Below are 18621 nucleotides of genomic sequence, written 5' to 3'. Positions count from 1 at the left end.
TTAACAGGTAAAAAAGGTCTGTAAATTAAGGTTTTTAACATTATACACAAGACTGTGGATATATGTTAATAACCTGTTAATAACTATTCCCGGGCAAAAAAACCTCACAGAGCGTGAGGTTTTAATAAGACGTCAGATCTAAGCCAGGCTGACCGTTCATATCATATTTTCCTCTGATTCCTTTTTCAAAAGCAACCGTACCTGCGGCGGCAATCATCGCGGCATTGTCCGTACACAGCGAAAGCGGCGGGATCAAAAGCTCAATCTCCGGATGGCTGCTGAACGTTTTTTCAAGCGCCGCTCTCAACCCTTTGTTTGCAGCAACTCCTCCGGCAAGCAGCACCTGTTTGACGCCATAAGCTTTCGCAGCGCGTTCCGTTTTTGTGACAAGGACATCAATGACGCTTTCCTGAAAGCTGGCTGACAAATCTTCCGGAGCTATCGTTTCACCTTTTTGTGAAGCGTTGTGAAGCGTGTTGATGACTGCAGATTTCAATCCGCTGAAGCTGAAATGATAAGAGCCTTCTTCAAGCCATGCGCGCGGCAGCGGCACATTTGCCTCGCCTTTTTGCGCAAGTTTGTCAATGTGAGGTCCTCCCGGATAAGGAAGCCCCATCGTTCTCGCCACTTTGTCATAGGCTTCGCCTGCCGCATCGTCGAGCGTCTCTCCGATGACTTCAAATGAGCCGTGCTCTTTCATATACACGAGTTCGGTGTGGCCGCCTGAGACGACAAGGGCAATCGCCGGAAATTGAATGTCCTGAACAAGTCTGTTGGCATAGATGTGACCGGCAATGTGATGAATGCCTACGAGCGGTATGCCCCGGGCAAAACTGAGCGCTTTCGCGGCATTCACGCCGATCAATAAAGCGCCGACAAGCCCCGGTCCTTCCGTTACTGCGATGGCATCAATGTCATCAAATGTCATGTCCGCTTGTGCAAAGGCTTCCTCAAGCACGATCGTCATCTGTTCCACGTGATGCCTTGATGCGATCTCGGGAACAACGCCGCCAAACCGTTTATGACTTTCGATTTGCGACGCTACGACATTTGAAATGATATCCGTTCCGTTTTTGACAATCGCGGCGGCCGTCTCATCACAGCTTGTTTCGATTCCTAATACATACAGATCTTTTTTATGATTCATTTAGTCTCACCCACATTAATAATGCATCTTCCCCATTATCGGTATAATAATTTTTACGAATTCCTCCCGGCTCAAAGCCGAGCTTTTTGTATAAGCTTTGTGCAATATGATTCGATACCCTTACCTCTAAAGAAAGCTGAACCGCCTTTTTCATCCGGCAAAGCTTCATCGCGGCTTTCAAAAGAGCTTCTCCTAAACGGCGGCCCCGATATGCAGGTGAAACGGCAATGTTGGTGATCTGGGCATCATCCATGACGATCCAAATCCCGCAGTAGCCGACAACTTGCTCCTCAACTTCGAGAACGAGGTAATGAGCATACATATTGTGAAAAAGCTCATGATGAAAAGATTCTTTTTTCCACGGAGAAGAAAAAGAGCTTTTTTCAATTTCAAAAACCTGGTCCAAATCTTTTGGATTCATATCGCGTATGACCATTTGCGTGTTCATGGCTTCACCCGTTTACTTTTGTTTTTCAAGCCAGACGGCCTCGGCTTCGGCCAGACGAATATAGTTTGGAACAACGCTGTGCACAGGCTCGGCCTCTTTAAGTTCTCCGATTAAAGCCAATTCTGAAGGTCGTGGAAGCTGCAGGGCAGGGCCAGCAATGACCGCTTGTTCACCGAGAATCTGTTCGATCATCTCCTGATGAATCTCTGTGTCACTTCCTATGAAAAGGACTTGCTGATCCATGGCTTTCAGTTTTTTAAGCCAATCCTCAAGCAGAATGTTTTGGTCCTCTTCCAAGCCATGCAGTTTACCGTCCCTATACTGGTATAGTCCCGTATAAACCTGACCGCGTCTGGCATCAAACAACGGACAAATCAAGCCTTGGAAAAAACGGCCGTTTGCCGCCAGCACTTCAAGGCTTGAAACGGTTTTAATCGGAATATTTAATGACCATGCAAGCGTTTTGGCAATCGTAACACCGATCCGCACGCCTGTATATGAACCCGGACCTTTGGCAACTGCAATTTGGGTCAGGTCATTCGGCTCTAAACCGCACTCTTTAAGGAGTTCGTCGATCGCCGGCATAGCTCTGACTGAATGGTTTTTCTTTAAGTGGGATATATGCTCGGCTATCACTTTTCCGTCTTTAACTAATGCCACGCCGAGCGTTAAATTGGATGTATCAATCGCAAGTATCGTCATGTTTGCTGATCTCCTCGCAAAGATTTTCGTAGCGGCTGCCTTTAGGGGTAAAGGTCAGCTTTCGTTCATCATCGCCAAGCCGCTTAATGACCACCTCTAGGCGCTCTTTCGGAAGCTGCTCCTCAATCAAATGCGCCCATTCCACAAGGCAGACGCCGTCTCCCTCAAAATATTCATCTAATCCGAGATCTTCCGTTTCATCTTCCATTCTGTAAACATCCATATGAAACAGCGGAAGAGAGCCGTCCCGGTATTCTTTGATAATGGTAAAAGTCGGGCTGCTGACAACCCGCTTGATTCCGAGCCCTTCGGCAAATCCTTTTGTAAAAGTCGTTTTGCCTGCTCCAAGGTCGCCCTCCAATGTGATGACATCACCGGGCAGAACATACTTTGCTGCCAGTCTGGCAATGTTTTTTGTCTCTTCAGGCTCTGTCGTTTTCCACTCTAACGTTTTCACTTTACTTGTCACCTGTCTTATTTAAAATGGTTATATCCTTTTTTTTCGAGAAGAACGCGGTCCTGTCCATTATGATAAAACACGTCCGCCTGCCCTTGTTGTGTGACGCGGCCGATTTGATAAACCGGCACATGACGTTCAGAGCATTCCTGACTAAAACGTTCCCATTGATCATTAGAAATCGTACCGACGAGTTCAAAATCCTCGCCGCCGAAAAGGACCCACTCTTCCCATTTTGTGTGCAGTGTATGTAAATCCGAATGGACCGGAATCATCTCTTTATATATGTCAATGGAAACACGGCTCGCTTCGGCAATTTCATTTAATTCGCTGGCAAGCCCGTCGCTGATATCATTAAGTGCCACATGATGATAGCCTGAACAGAGCAAACCTGCCTCAACTCTCGGCAAAGGCCTCTTGTGCCGCTCTATAAAATATTGAGACTGCTTCTCGTCTTTCATCTCTGCTTGGCCCAATATAAAAGCCAGACCGGCAGCAGATGAGCCAAGTTCTCCCGTCACAAAAACGACATCCCCGGGTTCGGCATGGCTTCTTAAACAAGTTCTGCCCTTTTCAATCTCGCCGATTACTGTTACGGTCAAAACGAGCGGCCCGTTGGCAGATACGGTGTCACCGCCGATTAAGTCCATTTGATATAGTGTCGCCAGTTTATTCATTTCTTCATACATGGCTTCAATATCCACCGCGTGCCAGCCGGAAGGAACAGCAATGGACACAAGATAATACTTGGGGCTGCCTCCCATCGCGGCAATATCACTAATATTCACAGCCAATGCTTTATATCCGATATCGGCAGGCGATGAATGGGATGATAAAAAATGAATACCGTCGACCATCGTATCGACCGCAACAATCTCCTGATAACCGTTCTTTGTATGATAAACAGCGGCATCGTCCCCAATACCGATCTCTATTTCTCGGTGAAAAAGCGAACGGGGCGTAATCCTTTGAATCAATTCAAATTCGTCCATAAGATCATTTGCTCCTTTGCTGTTGCAACCAATCAAAACACTATCATTAGTTTATCGAATTCTCACCAATTATCCAAGAAATAAAGAAACTCGGCAAACATTGTGAAAAACGCCGATGAAGCCAAGTTTTCAGCATAGACCTGAAAGAAGACATAAAAAAAAACGAAAACCTCAAAGATTTCGTTTGTGTACAACATGGCGGTCCGGACGGGACTCGAACCCGCGACCTCCTGCGTGACAGGCAGGCATTCTAACCAACTGAACTACCGGACCACTTTTTATTTATTTTCTTTGTATGGAAATTAGATTTGGTTGCGGGGGCAGGATTTGAACCTGCGACCTTCGGGTTATGAGCCCGACGAGCTACCGAACTGCTCCACCCCGCGATAATATAAACAGCTTGGCGGCGTCCTACTCTCACAGGGGGAATCCCCCAACTACCATCGGCGCTGAAGAGCTTAACTTCCGTGTTCGGCATGGGAACGGGTGTGACCTCTTCGCTATCGCCACCAAACTATTTGCCTTCAGGACGAAGGTACTGGGCGTTCCTCACAGGATGTGAGGGCCTTTAGCCGAGTTTCCTTGCCTTTGGCTTTTGAGAGGCATTCTCTCAAAACTAGATAACGGTCAGACAATTCACAAACATTTAGGTTAAGTCCTCGATCGATTAGTATCTGTCAGCTCCATGTGTCGCCACACTTCCACCTCAGACCTATCAACCTGATCATCTTTCAGGGATCTTACTTCCTTGCGGAATGGGAAATCTCATCTTGAGGGGGGCTTCATGCTTAGATGCTTTCAGCACTTATCCCGTCCGCACATAGCTACCCAGCGATGCCCTTGGCAGAACAACTGGTACACCAGCGGTGCGTCCATCCCGGTCCTCTCGTACTAAGGACAGCTCCTCTCAAATTTCCTGCGCCCGCGACGGATAGGGACCGAACTGTCTCACGACGTTCTGAACCCAGCTCGCGTACCGCTTTAATGGGCGAACAGCCCAACCCTTGGGACCGACTACAGCCCCAGGATGCGATGAGCCGACATCGAGGTGCCAAACCTCCCCGTCGATGTGGACTCTTGGGGGAGATAAGCCTGTTATCCCCGGGGTAGCTTTTATCCGTTGAGCGATGGCCCTTCCATGCGGAACCACCGGATCACTAAGCCCGACTTTCGTCCCTGCTCGACTTGTAGGTCTCGCAGTCAAGCTCCCTTGTGCCTTTACACTCTGCGAATGATTTCCAACCATTCTGAGGGAACCTTTGGGCGCCTCCGTTACCTTTTAGGAGGCGACCGCCCCAGTCAAACTGCCCACCTGACACTGTCTCCCCGCCCGATAAGGGCGGCGGGTTAGAAGGTCAATACAGCCAGGGTAGTATCCCACCGATGCCTCCACCGAAGCTGGCGCTCCGGTTTCCAAGGCTCCTACCTATCCTGTACAAGCTGTACCAACATTCAATATCAGGCTGCAGTAAAGCTCCACGGGGTCTTTCCGTCCTGTCGCGGGTAACCTGCATCTTCACAGGTACTATAATTTCACCGAGTCTCTCGTTGAGACAGTGCCCAGATCGTTGCGCCTTTCGTGCGGGTCGGAACTTACCCGACAAGGAATTTCGCTACCTTAGGACCGTTATAGTTACGGCCGCCGTTTACTGGGGCTTCAATTCGCACCTTCGCTTACGCTAAGCGCTCCTCTTAACCTTCCAGCACCGGGCAGGCGTCAGCCCCTATACTTCGCCTTACGGCTTCGCAGAGACCTGTGTTTTTGCTAAACAGTCGCCTGGGCCTATTCACTGCGGCTCTCTCGGGCTTGCACCCTAACAGAGCACCCCTTCTCCCGAAGTTACGGGGTCATTTTGCCGAGTTCCTTAACGAGAGTTCTCTCGATCACCTTAGGATTCTCTCCTCGCCTACCTGTGTCGGTTTGCGGTACGGGCACCTCTCACCTCGCTAGAGGCTTTTCTTGGCAGTGTGGAATCAGGAACTTCGCTACTATATTTCGCTCGCCATCACAGCTCAGCCTTACGGGAAACGGATTTGCCTATTTCCCAGCCTAACTGCTTGGACGCGGATATCCAATACCGCGCTTACCCTATCCTCCTGCGTCCCCCCATTGCTCAAATGGTGAGGAGGTGGTACAGGAATATCAACCTGTTGTCCATCGCCTACGCCTTTCGGCCTCGGCTTAGGTCCCGACTAACCCTGAGCGGACGAGCCTTCCTCAGGAAACCTTAGGCATTCGGTGGAGGGGATTCTCACCCCTCTTTCGCTACTCATACCGGCATTCTCACTTCTAAGCGCTCCACGAGTCCTTCCGGTCTCGCTTCACAGCCCTTAGAACGCTCTCCTACCACTGTTCGTAAGAACAGTCCGCAGCTTCGGTGATACGTTTAGCCCCGGTACATTTTCGGCGCAGAGTCACTCGACCAGTGAGCTATTACGCACTCTTTAAATGGTGGCTGCTTCTAAGCCAACATCCTGGTTGTCTAAGCAACTCCACATCCTTTTCCACTTAACGTATACTTTGGGACCTTAGCTGGCGGTCTGGGCTGTTTCCCTTTCGACTACGGATCTTATCACTCGCAGTCTGACTCCCAAGGATAAGTCTTTGGCATTCGGAGTTTGACTGAATTCGGTAACCCGGTAGGGGCCCCTAGTCCAATCAGTGCTCTACCTCCAAGACTCTTACCTTGAGGCTAGCCCTAAAGCTATTTCGGAGAGAACCAGCTATCTCCAGGTTCGATTGGCATTTCACCCCTACCCACACCTCATCCCCGCACTTTTCAACGTGCGTGGGTTCGGGCCTCCATTCAGTGTTACCTGAACTTCACCCTGGACATGGGTAGATCACCTGGTTTCGGGTCTACGACCACGTACTCATGCGCCCTATTCAGACTCGCTTTCGCTGCGGCTCCGTCTTTTCAAACTTAACCTTGCACGGGATCGTAACTCGCCGGTTCATTCTACAAAAGGCACGCCATCACCCGTTAACGGGCTCTGACTACTTGTAGGCACACGGTTTCAGGATCTCTTTCACTCCCCTTCCGGGGTGCTTTTCACCTTTCCCTCACGGTACTGGTTCACTATCGGTCACTAGGGAGTATTTAGCCTTGGGAGATGGTCCTCCCGGATTCCGACGGAATTTCACGTGTTCCGCCGTACTCAGGATCCACTCAGGAGAGAACGAAGTTTTGACTACAGGGCTGTTACCTCCTATGGCGGGCCTTTCCAGACCTCTTCATCTACCTCGTTCCTTTGTAACTCCGTACAGAGTGTCCTACAACCCCAAGAGGCAAGCCTCTTGGTTTGGGCTGTTCCCGTTTCGCTCGCCGCTACTCAGGGAATCGCATTTGCTTTCTCTTCCTCCGGGTACTTAGATGTTTCAGTTCCCCGGGTCTGCCTTCTCATATCCTATGAATTCAGATATGGATACTGCTCCATTACGAGCAGTGGGTTTCCCCATTCGGAAATCTCCGGATCAAAGCTTGCTTACAGCTCCCCGAAGCATATCGGTGTTCGTCCCGTCCTTCATCGGCTCCTAGTGCCAAGGCATCCACCGTGCGCCCTTTCTAACTTAACCGTTAAAAAGAATCACTACGTGATATCTTGCTTACTAATTGAATGTGATGTCTACTGTTATCTAGTTTTCAAAGAACACGTTTTGAAGGAATGATCCTTCAAAACTAAACAAGATCTAAACGTACCTGTCTATAAGACCGCAAGGTCTTATATTCCGTATAATATCCTTAGAAAGGAGGTGATCCAGCCGCACCTTCCGATACGGCTACCTTGTTACGACTTCACCCCAATCATCTGTCCCACCTTCGGCGGCTGGCTCCAAAAGGTTACCTCACCGACTTCGGGTGTTACAAACTCTCGTGGTGTGACGGGCGGTGTGTACAAGGCCCGGGAACGTATTCACCGCGGCATGCTGATCCGCGATTACTAGCGATTCCAGCTTCACGCAGTCGAGTTGCAGACTGCGATCCGAACTGAGAACAGATTTGTGGGATTGGCTTAGCCTCGCGGCTTCGCTGCCCTTTGTTCTGCCCATTGTAGCACGTGTGTAGCCCAGGTCATAAGGGGCATGATGATTTGACGTCATCCCCACCTTCCTCCGGTTTGTCACCGGCAGTCACCTTAGAGTGCCCAACTGAATGCTGGCAACTAAGATCAAGGGTTGCGCTCGTTGCGGGACTTAACCCAACATCTCACGACACGAGCTGACGACAACCATGCACCACCTGTCACTCTGCCCCCGAAGGGGAAGCCCTATCTCTAGGGTTGTCAGAGGATGTCAAGACCTGGTAAGGTTCTTCGCGTTGCTTCGAATTAAACCACATGCTCCACCGCTTGTGCGGGCCCCCGTCAATTCCTTTGAGTTTCAGTCTTGCGACCGTACTCCCCAGGCGGAGTGCTTAATGCGTTTGCTGCAGCACTAAAGGGCGGAAACCCTCTAACACTTAGCACTCATCGTTTACGGCGTGGACTACCAGGGTATCTAATCCTGTTCGCTCCCCACGCTTTCGCGCCTCAGCGTCAGTTACAGACCAGAGAGTCGCCTTCGCCACTGGTGTTCCTCCACATCTCTACGCATTTCACCGCTACACGTGGAATTCCACTCTCCTCTTCTGCACTCAAGTTCCCCAGTTTCCAATGACCCTCCCCGGTTGAGCCGGGGGCTTTCACATCAGACTTAAGAAACCGCCTGCGCGCGCTTTACGCCCAATAATTCCGGACAACGCTTGCCACCTACGTATTACCGCGGCTGCTGGCACGTAGTTAGCCGTGGCTTTCTGGTTAGGTACCGTCAAGGTACCGCCCTATTTGAACGGTACTTGTTCTTCCCTAACAACAGAGTTTTACGATCCGAAAACCTTCATCACTCACGCGGCGTTGCTCCGTCAGACTTTCGTCCATTGCGGAAGATTCCCTACTGCTGCCTCCCGTAGGAGTCTGGGCCGTGTCTCAGTCCCAGTGTGGCCGATCACCCTCTCAGGTCGGCTACGCATCGTTGCCTTGGTGAGCCGTTACCTCACCAACTAGCTAATGCGCCGCGGGTCCATCTGTAAGTGGTAGCTAAAAGCCACCTTTTATAATTGAACCATGCGGTTCAATCAAGCATCCGGTATTAGCCCCGGTTTCCCGGAGTTATCCCAGTCTTACAGGCAGGTTACCCACGTGTTACTCACCCGTCCGCCGCTAACATCAGGGAGCAAGCTCCCATCTGTCCGCTCGACTTGCATGTATTAGGCACGCCGCCAGCGTTCGTCCTGAGCCAGGATCAAACTCTCCGATAAAGTAGTTTGACTGACTACGCACATCGCTGTGCGATTTATAAAAAATGAATTAACAGGTACGTTTTGTCTTGTTTAGTTTTCAAAGATCATTCTAAAATTGGAGCGGGTGATGAGAATCGAACTCACGACATCAGCTTGGAAGGCTGAGGTTTTACCACTAAACTACACCCGCATTGCGAATATATGGCGCGCCCGAGAGGAGTCGAACCCCTAACCTTTTGATCCGTAGTCAAACGCTCTATCCAATTGAGCTACGGGCGCTTCATCAGGCGACTTAACTATAATACTATGAATATCAGTTAAAGTCAAGAAGTTTTTTTGAAGTTTTTCTACCGAAAGGATGAAGCTTTTTTGTTTCGACTTTATCCATTATACACATTTTAAGGTTTTTGTACACCCTTTAAATGATGAATATTATATCGGCATTTCGAAGTTGTAACTTCGTTGTCTTAGCGACGAATAATAATATATCATGCCTTCAATTCATCCGTCAACACTTTTTTCGTTTTTTTATACTTCTAAAAAAATTATGCTTACAGCCATTCATAATAGATGACGTTTTACCTGCCCTTTTCATCTTATGTGATGTTTTATTGAATGTTCCCCGCTTCATCAAGTTATATACGGAACCGAAGCTCTAAATCGTTAACTTCGACATCACTCTTGCACGATCATTTAATGAAGCTTTTATTTTACGAACGGCTTTTAAGATATCCTAAAGGCGCCTCCAATAGGCTGCTTTTCCGCATCGTATACAAAAATACAGGCAGAAATCTTGTTATAGGAAGATTTCTGCCTGCAAACTTCAAATCCTTCATCTATATTGTACACCGATGGGACTCGACCTGTATGTCCCTCGGCAAAATTGTCATCCGCTGATTTTAGCGCTCGCGTCGCTTGGTGCTTTTTCCGATTTGTAGTTGCGGAAATTATGCTCAAGCTGTTCAAGTGTGAGACCTTTTGTTTCAGGAAGGAATTTTTTCACGAATGCAATGGAAAGAAGTCCAAGTCCGACAAAAATGTAGAATGTCGATGACAGTCCAATCGCATCAAGCAATATCGGGAATGAAAATCCGACAAAGAAATTGACGATCCACAAACAAAACACGGTGACGCCCATCCCTAGACCGCGAACGCGAAGCGGGAATATTTCAGAAAGCATGAGCCATGTTACAGGAGAAATAGCACCTTGCTGGAATGCAAGAAAGGTTACTGTCAGCGTAAGTACGACATACGGAAGAGCAGCTGAACCTTGAAGGGCGTTTGAGAAGATGCCGATCAGCAGCAAAGCTGAGGTCGTCCCTATTAAACCGGTCAACAGCATCGGTCTGCGCCCGACCTTCCCTAAAAGCCAAATCCCCACGAATGTCGCCAAAACTGAAATGACACCGTTTGCAATATTTCCGATAAGTGCAGCTTTTGTTTCAAATCCGGCATTTTTGAGTATTTCTGTACCGTAATACATGATAGAGTTTACGCCGGTAATCTGCTGAACGACAGCGATCCCGATTCCGAGAAATACGATTCGGCGCACCCATGGAACAGCCAAATCCTTATAATTCGCTTTTTTCATTTCAGATTCTTTCATGACCGCAGCTTCGATTTCAGCAACTTCCGAATGCGCCCTTTTTTCCTCGCGGATTCTTTTCAGAACGCCCAGCGCCGCTTCATTTTTCCCTTTAGAGACAAGCCAGCGCGGACTTTCGGGCATTCTCAGCATACCAAAGAACAAGAACACAGCCGGGACTGCGGCAATGGCCAGCATGTAACGCCAAACATGGGAACTATCCCCCATTGTGGTTCCGAGGATGGCATTGAAAGTAAATGCCAAGAGCTGTCCGGAGACAATCATTAATTCATTTTGGGTAACCATTCGTCCCCTTTTCTCTGAAGGAGACATTTCAGCCAAGTAAGTCGGTACCGTAACAGATGCTCCTCCTACAGCAACTCCAAGCAGGAACCGAGAGATGACCATAATCGTCACATCAGGCGCAAGCGTACATCCGAGCGTCGAGAAAAAGAAAAGCACAGCTAGAAAAATGATGTTTTTGCGGCGCCCGATATAATCGGAGAGCCTTCCGCCGAATACCGCCCCCAATGCCGCTCCCAGGAGAAGCGAACTTGCGACCAGCCCTTCTGTAAAGGCAGTCAGGTTCAGCTGATCTCCTTCAGACATATAAGGCAAAGCTCCGTTGATCACTCCGGTGTCATATCCGAATAGAAGTCCACCGAACGTCGAGACTAAAATAATAGTACGTAAAAATGATTTCTGATTTCCCTGTTCATTCATATTGATTTCCCCCGCCTTTGTTTTTAAAAATTGATTTATTTCCAAAGGTTTTCGAAAACATCCTTAAAAGGAGCTCATTTCTTTTCCCAAAAGACTCATTCCCAACTTTCGAAAGTTTCGCCAACCACCCCCTTAACAGAAAATTGAAAATTTTATTTTGATGGAAGCCAAAGCTTCCGCACAACCAATTGCCTACCACGGAATATTTTGGAATCGCTTTCATTTATATGCCGTTTAAATACATTGTTAGATTATAGTTATGTTTTTGGTATATCTTTGTTATGTCTGATATTATCATAATTTTAAAAGCGCTTTCAGTCAACATAAATTTCAGAAAATTTATCTTTTTTTCATTTTAAAAAGCGTAATTAATGGCGTTATGATAGGAATTCCATCCAACTCACATAATTTCATTTCTTTTTTTATTATTTATCAGCATTTTTTCACTATTGTCATTTCATAGTGATCTTTTTGTCACTTTTTTGTGATGTGTAGAATTTTAGTCCCAATAAAAAAATACCAAGGGGCTTTCCCTCAGTATTTTTTCCTGCCTGCAGCGGACATTTCAATTATCTGTGAACAGCAACATGAATCAGCTTTCCTTTAACCGCAAGGCGCCCTTCGGTTCTCACGGCTTTGTCACATGTCATCAGCGTAATTTCTTTTTCTTTCGTCTCTTGAATCACATCTGTGTCCGTTTCAGAAATGAATTGTTTGGATGTCACAGTGTATATATAGTCTTTTTTAAAGTCTGTGATTTTAACGGTGTCCCCTTTTTTAATGTGGATAAGAGGGCCGAATAAGAGGTTCTCCCGCTTCATATGATGTCCGGCCAACGGGTAGTTGCCCTCGCCCATTTTCTGATCGGGACGCATTGTTGTCGCTCCGTAGAGAAGATTTTGATTGGTTGTGCCTTTCAATATCGGCAGCTTGATATTGACGCTGCTTATGGTGATCCGGCCGATGACCGCTTTCGATTCACGATCGAGGCCGGCTTTTACTGCTTCCATAAAAGAAGGCGGCTGAATCGCTTCAAAATCAAATGACGCCTTTTGCGTATTGTTTTGTTCCGCCTGTTCAGCAGTCAATTCAAAACTTTTATTCTTGCTGAGATTGATGATGATGCTTTCTTTAATAAAAGGAGACAAGACGAATAGTATACCTGATATGACAAGTACGGCAACGATCATTTTTTTATACATGTCCCACAGTCCTTTCTAACCTTTATGTCAATTGAACGAATGCCGTTTTTCAAAAAAGCACCTGACCGGTTTCATGATCAGGTGCATAAATGATTCGTTTACGCCTTTCTTTGTTTCTTTCTTGTGTAGAAAGCGAAGACTCCTCCAGACAGAATCAGCAGGATGCCGATCATGATCGGAATGATGCTGTCTCTATCACCGGTTTTCGGAAGCGTATCTTTCAAATGACCTTTAGGATCTCCGTTCGAATTTCGGTCCGGTGTGCCTTTGTTATCTGTTTTAGGGTCTCCCGAATTCGGGTTCGATGTGCCTTTGTCAACAGCCGGCGTTTTCAGCTTTTCATTGGATGCTGTGATCTCGACCGGTTTTGACTGTCCTTTTTTAATTTCAAAAGGAATCGGCGTTTCATCCAACTTATAACCGTCAGGCGCCTTCGTTTCGACAAATTGATAGCGCCCAGGTGCCAAACCTTCCGCAATAAATTGACCGTTTTGATCTGTAGTCCAGACTGCCGGCAGCTTTTTCCCGTTGCCTGCGGCTTTAACAGGCTTTCCATCGGCATCGAGCAGCTTGAATTCTGCTCCTTTCAACACAGCTTTTTTATCGTTGCGGTCCACTTTCGTCAGTTTCGCATCGCCCGGTGTCAATTGATTCTCTGCAGTCATTTCAATTGGCTTTGTATCAGTATTTTTGACTGTGAACGATATTGGCGTCTTATCCAATTGATAATGCTTAGGCGCTTTTGTTTCGACAAATTGGTAGTTACCGGGCTTAAGACCGTACACTGTGATCCGGCCGTCTGCGTCTGTTGCCAAACCGGTTTTCAGCACCTTGCCGGTTTCATCTGTCAAATCGAACTGCGCTCCCTGAAGTCCGGCGCTCTTGTCATCCTGGCCGACTTTTGTGAGCACAACGCTGTTTTTCTTGTTGAGAGCCGTCAGTTTAACCTGTTTCGGCTCACCTTCGTGTTTCCCGGTAATGGAAAATGGGATCGGATCTGTTGACAGCAGGTAACCGTCAGGCGCATGTTTTTCAACAAATTGATAGCTTCCCGGCGCCAAATCGCCAGCCTCGATTTTGCCGCCTTCTTTAGAGATCAAATCATCTTTGACCGTTTTGCCTTCGCTGTCAATGATTTTAAACACGGCTCCTTCTAATCCATTGCCGTCTTCATCTTCTTTCTGCAAATAAACCGAACCTTTGTAGTTGATGGCTTTACCCGCATCTACAGGGGCAGGTTTTCCTTCAGCGGCATCCGGGATGACAAACTCTATTTTCCCGCTGTTCAATACAAAGCCATCAGGCGCTTTCGTTTCTACGAAAGCATAGCGCCCAGGCGCCAGGCCTGAAGCCGTAACAGTTCCATTTCGATCTGAGACCAGTTCCTCCTGTACGGTATTCCCGTTTTGATCTGCGATCTTAAAAACGGCTCCTTCAAGCTTGTGGCCTCCCGCATCTTCTTTTGTTAAATGAACCGAGCCTTTATAATTAACAGCGGCGCCTGCATCAACCGGCTCCGGTTTCCCTTCAGCTGAGCCCGGGATGGTGAATTCTATTTGATCGTTGTTTAACATAAAGCCCTCGGGCGCCTTCGTTTCCACGAAAGCATAGTGCCCAGGCGCCAGGCCTGAAACTGCGATTTTTCCGTCTTCATCGGAAGTGAGCTTTTCATGAACGGTGTTGCCTTCATGATCAACGATCTTAAACTCAGCGCCCTTCAGCGTACGGCCTTCCGCATCCTCTTTTGTCAAATAAACCGAACCTTTATAGTTGACGGCTTTGCCTGCGTCCACGGATTCCGGTTTTTCTTTTGCCGATTCAGATATGGTAAACTCGATTGCCTTGCTGTTTATCACATAGCCCTCGGGCGCTTTGGTTTCAACAAAGGCATAGCGGCCAGGCGCAAGATCAGATACCGCGATTTTCCCGTCTTGATCTGAGGTGAGCTTTTCATGAACGGTTTTGCCTTCATGATCAATGAGCTTGAATTCAGCCCCCTCTAATTGACGGCCTTCTGCATCTTCTTTCGTTAAATGTGCTCTGCCTTTATAGTTGATCAATGTTCCTAAATCAACGTCAGGTACTTGATTCTTATCATTCGTTTTGACGGAGAAGCTGATTTCTTTTGTATTTAAGAGATATCCTTCTGGAGCTTTCGTTTCCAGCAAACGATAATTGCCGGGCGGTAAACCGTTGATTTCTACTTTTCCGTTCTCATTGCTCTTAATATTCGTACGTATTGTTGTAAAGGTGCCATCGCCGGATTTTTTCTCCAGCTTGAACACGGCTCCTTCCAAAGGATTCTTTTGTTCGTCTTGTTTGATAAGCGTCACCTTATTCTTTTCATTCACGACTTTGTAAAGCGCTCCGGCACTGGAAGAGCTGCTGTTAATCTCAACGGAGACCCCGTCTGCATAAGCGTCGCTGATCGTATATCCGTCAGGCGGCTTGATTTCTTTTAAAATGTAAGTCCCGTAGCGGATATTACCGAATGTCAGCTTGCCGTCGTCGTCAGTCGTTCCTGTCCGCAGAAGCCGCTCATTATCTTTTGTCCGCAATTGAAAATCTGCTCCAGAAAGCGGTGTGCCGCCTTCCCCCGTTTTAAGGATTGTCAGGCTGCCTCTTTCACCTGAGCCTGAACCGCCGCCGCTTGAAACGGCAACAAAGACCGAGCTGTTGTTTTCCTGGGTTTGTTCCTGAACATTCGTTCCCGAAATCGACACTTTGTTGTGAACATGACCGCTCGTGCCGGCAATATTGATTAATGATTGGTATTGAATCACATAGGCGCGGTCGATTTTTTTGTAATCACCTGTAAATTTCAGGACAAATGATTGTTCACCGGTTGCATTGTCGGTCTTGATGTCCAGTGTATAGTCTTCGCCTTTTTGAAGCTGAACATCATCCGGGACAAGATTTCCTCCGCTGTCTTTGACTGCACCTTTTTCATCGTATTTAGCTTGATAAACTTTAAAAGAATCTTCAGCTAAAATTTGGTTGGTATCCGGAGTATCGGTGACTTTTACATCCTCCAATACCGACTGGCTCGCATTGACATTAATACTCCAATCGACATAACCTCCGTTTTGTTTGCCTCCTTTGAAAACGAGGCTTCCTCCGTCGGCGACCGAAACGGATGCCGTCAACTCACGCTCTGAGTATCCGGCATTATAGTACGTCGCCTTGTTGGTGTAAGGGTCACGCTTAATGACCTGCCCTTTAAGCGAAGTTTTAAATACAATAAGATACGGGACGGAATCGTCCGTTTTCAAATGGACAGTCAGCGTTTGTTTATTGTCAGCCGACGGCTCCTCCACATCATATTGTGAAGCGGGCAGGATGTCTCCTTCTGTGATGGAACCGTCTTTATTGACTGCATAGCTCTTGACGACCACTGAACCTTTAACAAATTGCTGGTCATCTGCTAAAGCATCTTTAACATAAGGATTCTTTGACGGCTCACCATTATAGTTGATGCCGATTTTCCACGTGATTTCTTTTGAAACCGCGTTATATGAGCCGTTTTTGAAACCGTTGTGGGATGTCTGGCGATTCGGTGTAAAACTGCTCGTTTCCTTATTTTTGCGTTCAGTGCTGCTGTGATCAGTCCAGGTTGATTCAGCCGTGTTTTTGACATTTTCGTTTGAAAAGTCGGCATTCATATTCGTCGTATAAGTGATCTTAAATTGGCTGTTTGTTGTTGCATAATCTCCGATGAGTTCCAGAAGAAAACCTTCATGATCCGGTTTTATTGTCAATGTATAGTCTTTGCCTTCTTGAAGCGTTTTGTTATTCGTCACATCCTGAAGACGGAATGATCCGTCGAGGAGCGCGAGCCCGCCGCTTTCGAAATTATCATCCAACTTCCAATTGTTCATCGTGTAGTTGTTTTTGTTGATTGCGATCGTCCAATCGACCGTTTTATTCTTGTAATCAATGTTTGAATAGCCTTTTATCAAATTCTGTTGAATGGCTGTACCTGAAGCTTTCTTTGATTCCCCTGTTCCAGTCACTGCGGTGTTCGTATACGTTGTCGATTTATCGATGATCACTCCGCTGTTGACCTCGGTTTGATATGTGATTTTGTAAGCTCCGGTAACATTTTGGTTAAATTTGATTTCAAACCCGCTTCCATTATCGGAGAGCGTATAGTCTTTGCCTTCCGTTAGAGACGTTCCCGCCTGTTCACTTCCGTTCTGATTGAAGGTAATCGGAATCACCTTCAAGGAATCTGAAACAAGCTGCAAATCAGCGGAACCAAACGAGTCTGTTATACTCGCCTTGGATTCGTCAATCTTCTTCTCACCATAGTTATATAAAATCGTCCAGCTGAAAGTCTGTGAATCGCTTTTATAACCTGTCGACGATTTTTCGATCATTTTCCCGTATTTGGCTGTGACAGAGGCCTCTGCAGAAGCCGGTTCCAGATTGTCTCCGCCGAATGTCGCCTCGTTCGTAAATGCAGCATTTCCGCCTTCGTCCGGCTTTGCGGAGTCATCGATGTCCGTCACATAGATCAGGCGATAAGCCGAATCTATCTCACCATCAAATGTGACATTCCCATTTGCGTCTACAGTGTAGCCTGAAAGAACTTCATCTCCCTGGCTGACTGAACCATCTATGTTGACATCGAGTTGATAAACTTTGACAGAACGATAGATCAGCCCCTCCGGAAAGTTCTCGGTCAACTTGGCATTTTTGACTTGATCCAATTTTTTGTTGAGGTCGACTGTCCATGTGACTTGCCCCGGATTGATGCCTTTATCAAAAGTTCCTGATTTATCGATGGTTTTGCTTACGTTTGGTTTAAAATAAACCGTTACCTCCGGAGTGTCTGATTTCACCGGGAAGGGAATCTTTTGAGTCGTCGATCCTTTTATTTTTTGCGCGTTGAACTGCGTATTGACAAATAACGTCCCTTTGACCTTCGAATCTGTTTTCACTTCACCATTAAACGTCATCACAACATGGCCTTTTGTATCAATTGAAAAATAGCCGTACGTGATACCGCCTGAGCTTAATGGCTGATTCGTAATATCGTTGTACATAATGAAAGCTTCAGGCAGATCAAATTCATAGCGATCGCCGTCATTTATCGTCTTTCCGAGCTCATCCGGGATGTCCCAAGTGATTGAAATTTTTGCCGGAGAATTCGTGTCGGCCCGGTTGCTTTTGTCATAAGGCTTTCCGTGTTCATCTGTCAGCGTCACGCCGGTTAAAATATTTTGGGTGATTTGATTACCTCCGGACGCAAGGCTCCCGGCTGCCGCTAGTCTTGAAGATGCTGCCGGTTTTGAATCGCTGCTCTCAGTGCCAGCAGCTTTTGTCTTCGTTTCCTCTTCGTCCTGCTCCCCTGAAGATTTTGATTGATCGTCCGCTGCTGCCTGATCATCCTCAGATGACGGAGAATCGTTTTTCGCCGTTTCCGATTCGGAGCCTGTATTTACAGGGATGACTGCTTGCTGCGTCTTACCTGCTCCGAGTTGAAAGAGAGCGGTGACCGTTTTTGTACCGCTTTTCACAGCAGCGGCAAACTTTGCTTCCAGAGTGATGGACCCTTTTGCCTCTGCAGTGCTGTTCAAGGTTACGGTCAAAATGTTGCTGTCCGCTTTCACCTCATAGCTTCCGATGATCTGCTGATCTGCCGATTTCACATCTCCCTTGGCATCCTGAGCGAATTCGAAGCTTTTAGGCACCTCTACAGTGAAGCTTTTTTCGGTGCCGGCTTCTTCATCGTTTTTTAACGCCCACTCGTATGTGAGTGTCACTTTGTCACCCGGTTTTAATGCCGGGTCGTCTCCCTTTGACCCGTCAACCGTTTGATCTTCGCTGTTTTTGATTGTCACTGAATCAAAAAACACGCTGCTCCCTGTTGATGTGCCGGCAGCCACTGCCGTCAGCGTAAAGCCGACAACTTGACTGAAGATCAAATACAATGCCAGGCAAGTGATCAAAAATGATTTCAGCCCTCTTTTTTTGCTGAGGCTGAACGAATATTTTTTCGATCTCAAATTGTGATTCCTCCCCTTTTATCATGTTTTTGTGTACGGATCGATTGAGCCTGGAAAATGAATCCCTGAAAATAC

Annotated in this window: 8 protein-coding genes, 4 tRNA genes and 3 rRNA genes; all 15 read right to left on the bottom strand. The window is 47.2% G+C overall.

Annotated elements, in window-relative coordinates; all coding sequences use genetic code 11:
• Window positions 1-121: 121 nt before the first annotated feature.
• Window positions 122-1147: a tRNA (adenosine(37)-N6)-threonylcarbamoyltransferase complex transferase subunit TsaD gene (gene tsaD, locus CP943_RS03540; RefSeq protein WP_026578976.1), complete on the bottom strand. Its 1026-nt coding sequence runs from the start codon at window positions 1145-1147 to the stop codon at window positions 122-124.
• Window positions 1137-1595 carry a ribosomal protein S18-alanine N-acetyltransferase gene (rimI, locus tag CP943_RS03535; RefSeq protein WP_023855532.1) on the bottom strand — a complete coding sequence of 153 codons (459 nt, stop codon included), beginning with the start codon at window positions 1593-1595 and terminating at the stop codon, window positions 1137-1139. The genes tsaD and rimI overlap by 11 nt, the downstream gene beginning before the upstream one ends.
• Window positions 1596-1607: 12 nt before the next feature.
• Window positions 1608-2297 carry a tRNA (adenosine(37)-N6)-threonylcarbamoyltransferase complex dimerization subunit type 1 TsaB gene (tsaB, locus tag CP943_RS03530; protein WP_020450324.1) on the bottom strand — a complete coding sequence of 230 codons (690 nt, stop codon included), beginning with the start codon at window positions 2295-2297 and terminating at the stop codon, window positions 1608-1610.
• Window positions 2278-2754: a tRNA (adenosine(37)-N6)-threonylcarbamoyltransferase complex ATPase subunit type 1 TsaE gene (gene tsaE / locus CP943_RS03525; RefSeq protein WP_020450323.1), complete on the bottom strand. Its 477-nt coding sequence runs from the start codon at window positions 2752-2754 to the stop codon at window positions 2278-2280. Before tsaE ends, tsaB begins: the two co-directional genes overlap by 20 nt.
• A gap of 17 nt (window positions 2755-2771) precedes the next feature.
• A complete protein-coding gene (gene thiL, locus CP943_RS03520; RefSeq protein ID WP_020450322.1) occupies window positions 2772-3746 on the bottom strand; it encodes a thiamine-phosphate kinase in 975 nt (324 codons plus the stop codon).
• 196 nt (window positions 3747-3942) lie between these two features.
• A tRNA-Asp gene (locus tag CP943_RS03515) sits at window positions 3943-4019 on the bottom strand.
• A gap of 36 nt (window positions 4020-4055) precedes the next feature.
• Window positions 4056-4132: transfer RNA gene (locus CP943_RS03510), tRNA-Met, on the bottom strand.
• 12 nt (window positions 4133-4144) lie between these two features.
• Window positions 4145-4260: ribosomal RNA gene (gene rrf / locus CP943_RS03505) — 5S ribosomal RNA — on the bottom strand.
• A 133-nt stretch (window positions 4261-4393) separates the two neighbouring features.
• Window positions 4394-7323, bottom strand: a 23S ribosomal RNA gene (locus CP943_RS03500).
• A gap of 170 nt (window positions 7324-7493) precedes the next feature.
• Window positions 7494-9043: ribosomal RNA gene (locus tag CP943_RS03495) — 16S ribosomal RNA — on the bottom strand.
• The 16S, 23S and 5S rRNA genes sit together here with 4 tRNA genes alongside, the layout of an rRNA operon.
• Window positions 9044-9141: 98 nt before the next feature.
• Window positions 9142-9215: transfer RNA gene (locus tag CP943_RS03490), tRNA-Gly, on the bottom strand.
• A 12-nt stretch (window positions 9216-9227) separates the two neighbouring features.
• Window positions 9228-9304, bottom strand: a tRNA-Arg gene (locus CP943_RS03485).
• Between the two features lie 607 nt (window positions 9305-9911).
• Window positions 9912-11333 (bottom strand): sugar porter family MFS transporter, encoded by a 1422-nt coding sequence (locus CP943_RS03480; RefSeq protein WP_020450321.1) that lies wholly within the window; start codon window positions 11331-11333, stop codon window positions 9912-9914.
• 569 nt (window positions 11334-11902) lie between these two features.
• Window positions 11903-12535: a class A sortase gene (locus CP943_RS03470; RefSeq protein ID WP_020450319.1), complete on the bottom strand. Its 633-nt coding sequence runs from the start codon at window positions 12533-12535 to the stop codon at window positions 11903-11905.
• A gap of 98 nt (window positions 12536-12633) precedes the next feature.
• Window positions 12634-18546 carry a SpaA isopeptide-forming pilin-related protein gene (locus tag CP943_RS03465; RefSeq protein WP_105980745.1) on the bottom strand — a complete coding sequence of 1971 codons (5913 nt, stop codon included), beginning with the start codon at window positions 18544-18546 and terminating at the stop codon, window positions 12634-12636.
• Between the last annotated feature and the right edge of the window lie 75 nt (window positions 18547-18621).

Source organism: Bacillus paralicheniformis (assembly GCF_002993925.1).
Classification (GTDB): Bacteria; Bacillota; Bacilli; order Bacillales; family Bacillaceae; genus Bacillus; species Bacillus paralicheniformis.
The sequence above is the reverse complement of the archived record's forward strand: the minus strand, read 5'-3'. Positions and strand labels throughout refer to the sequence as shown.

Excerpts from the sequence above, each read along its gene's own strand:
- tsaB (WP_020450324.1), bottom strand. The coding sequence starts at position 2,297 with ATGACGATACTTGCGATTGATACATCCAATTTAACGCTCGGCGTGGCA.
- rimI (WP_023855532.1), bottom strand. The coding sequence starts at position 1,595 with ATGAACACGCAAATGGTCATACGCGATATGAATCCAAAAGATTTGGAC.
- thiL (WP_020450322.1), bottom strand. The coding sequence starts at position 3,746 with ATGGACGAATTTGAATTGATTCAAAGGATTACGCCCCGTTCGCTTTTT.
- CP943_RS03480 (WP_020450321.1), bottom strand. The coding sequence starts at position 11,333 with ATGAATGAACAGGGAAATCAGAAATCATTTTTACGTACTATTATTTTA.
- tsaD (WP_026578976.1), bottom strand. The coding sequence starts at position 1,147 with ATGAATCATAAAAAAGATCTGTATGTATTAGGAATCGAAACAAGCTGT.
- CP943_RS03470 (WP_020450319.1), bottom strand. The coding sequence starts at position 12,535 with ATGTATAAAAAAATGATCGTTGCCGTACTTGTCATATCAGGTATACTA.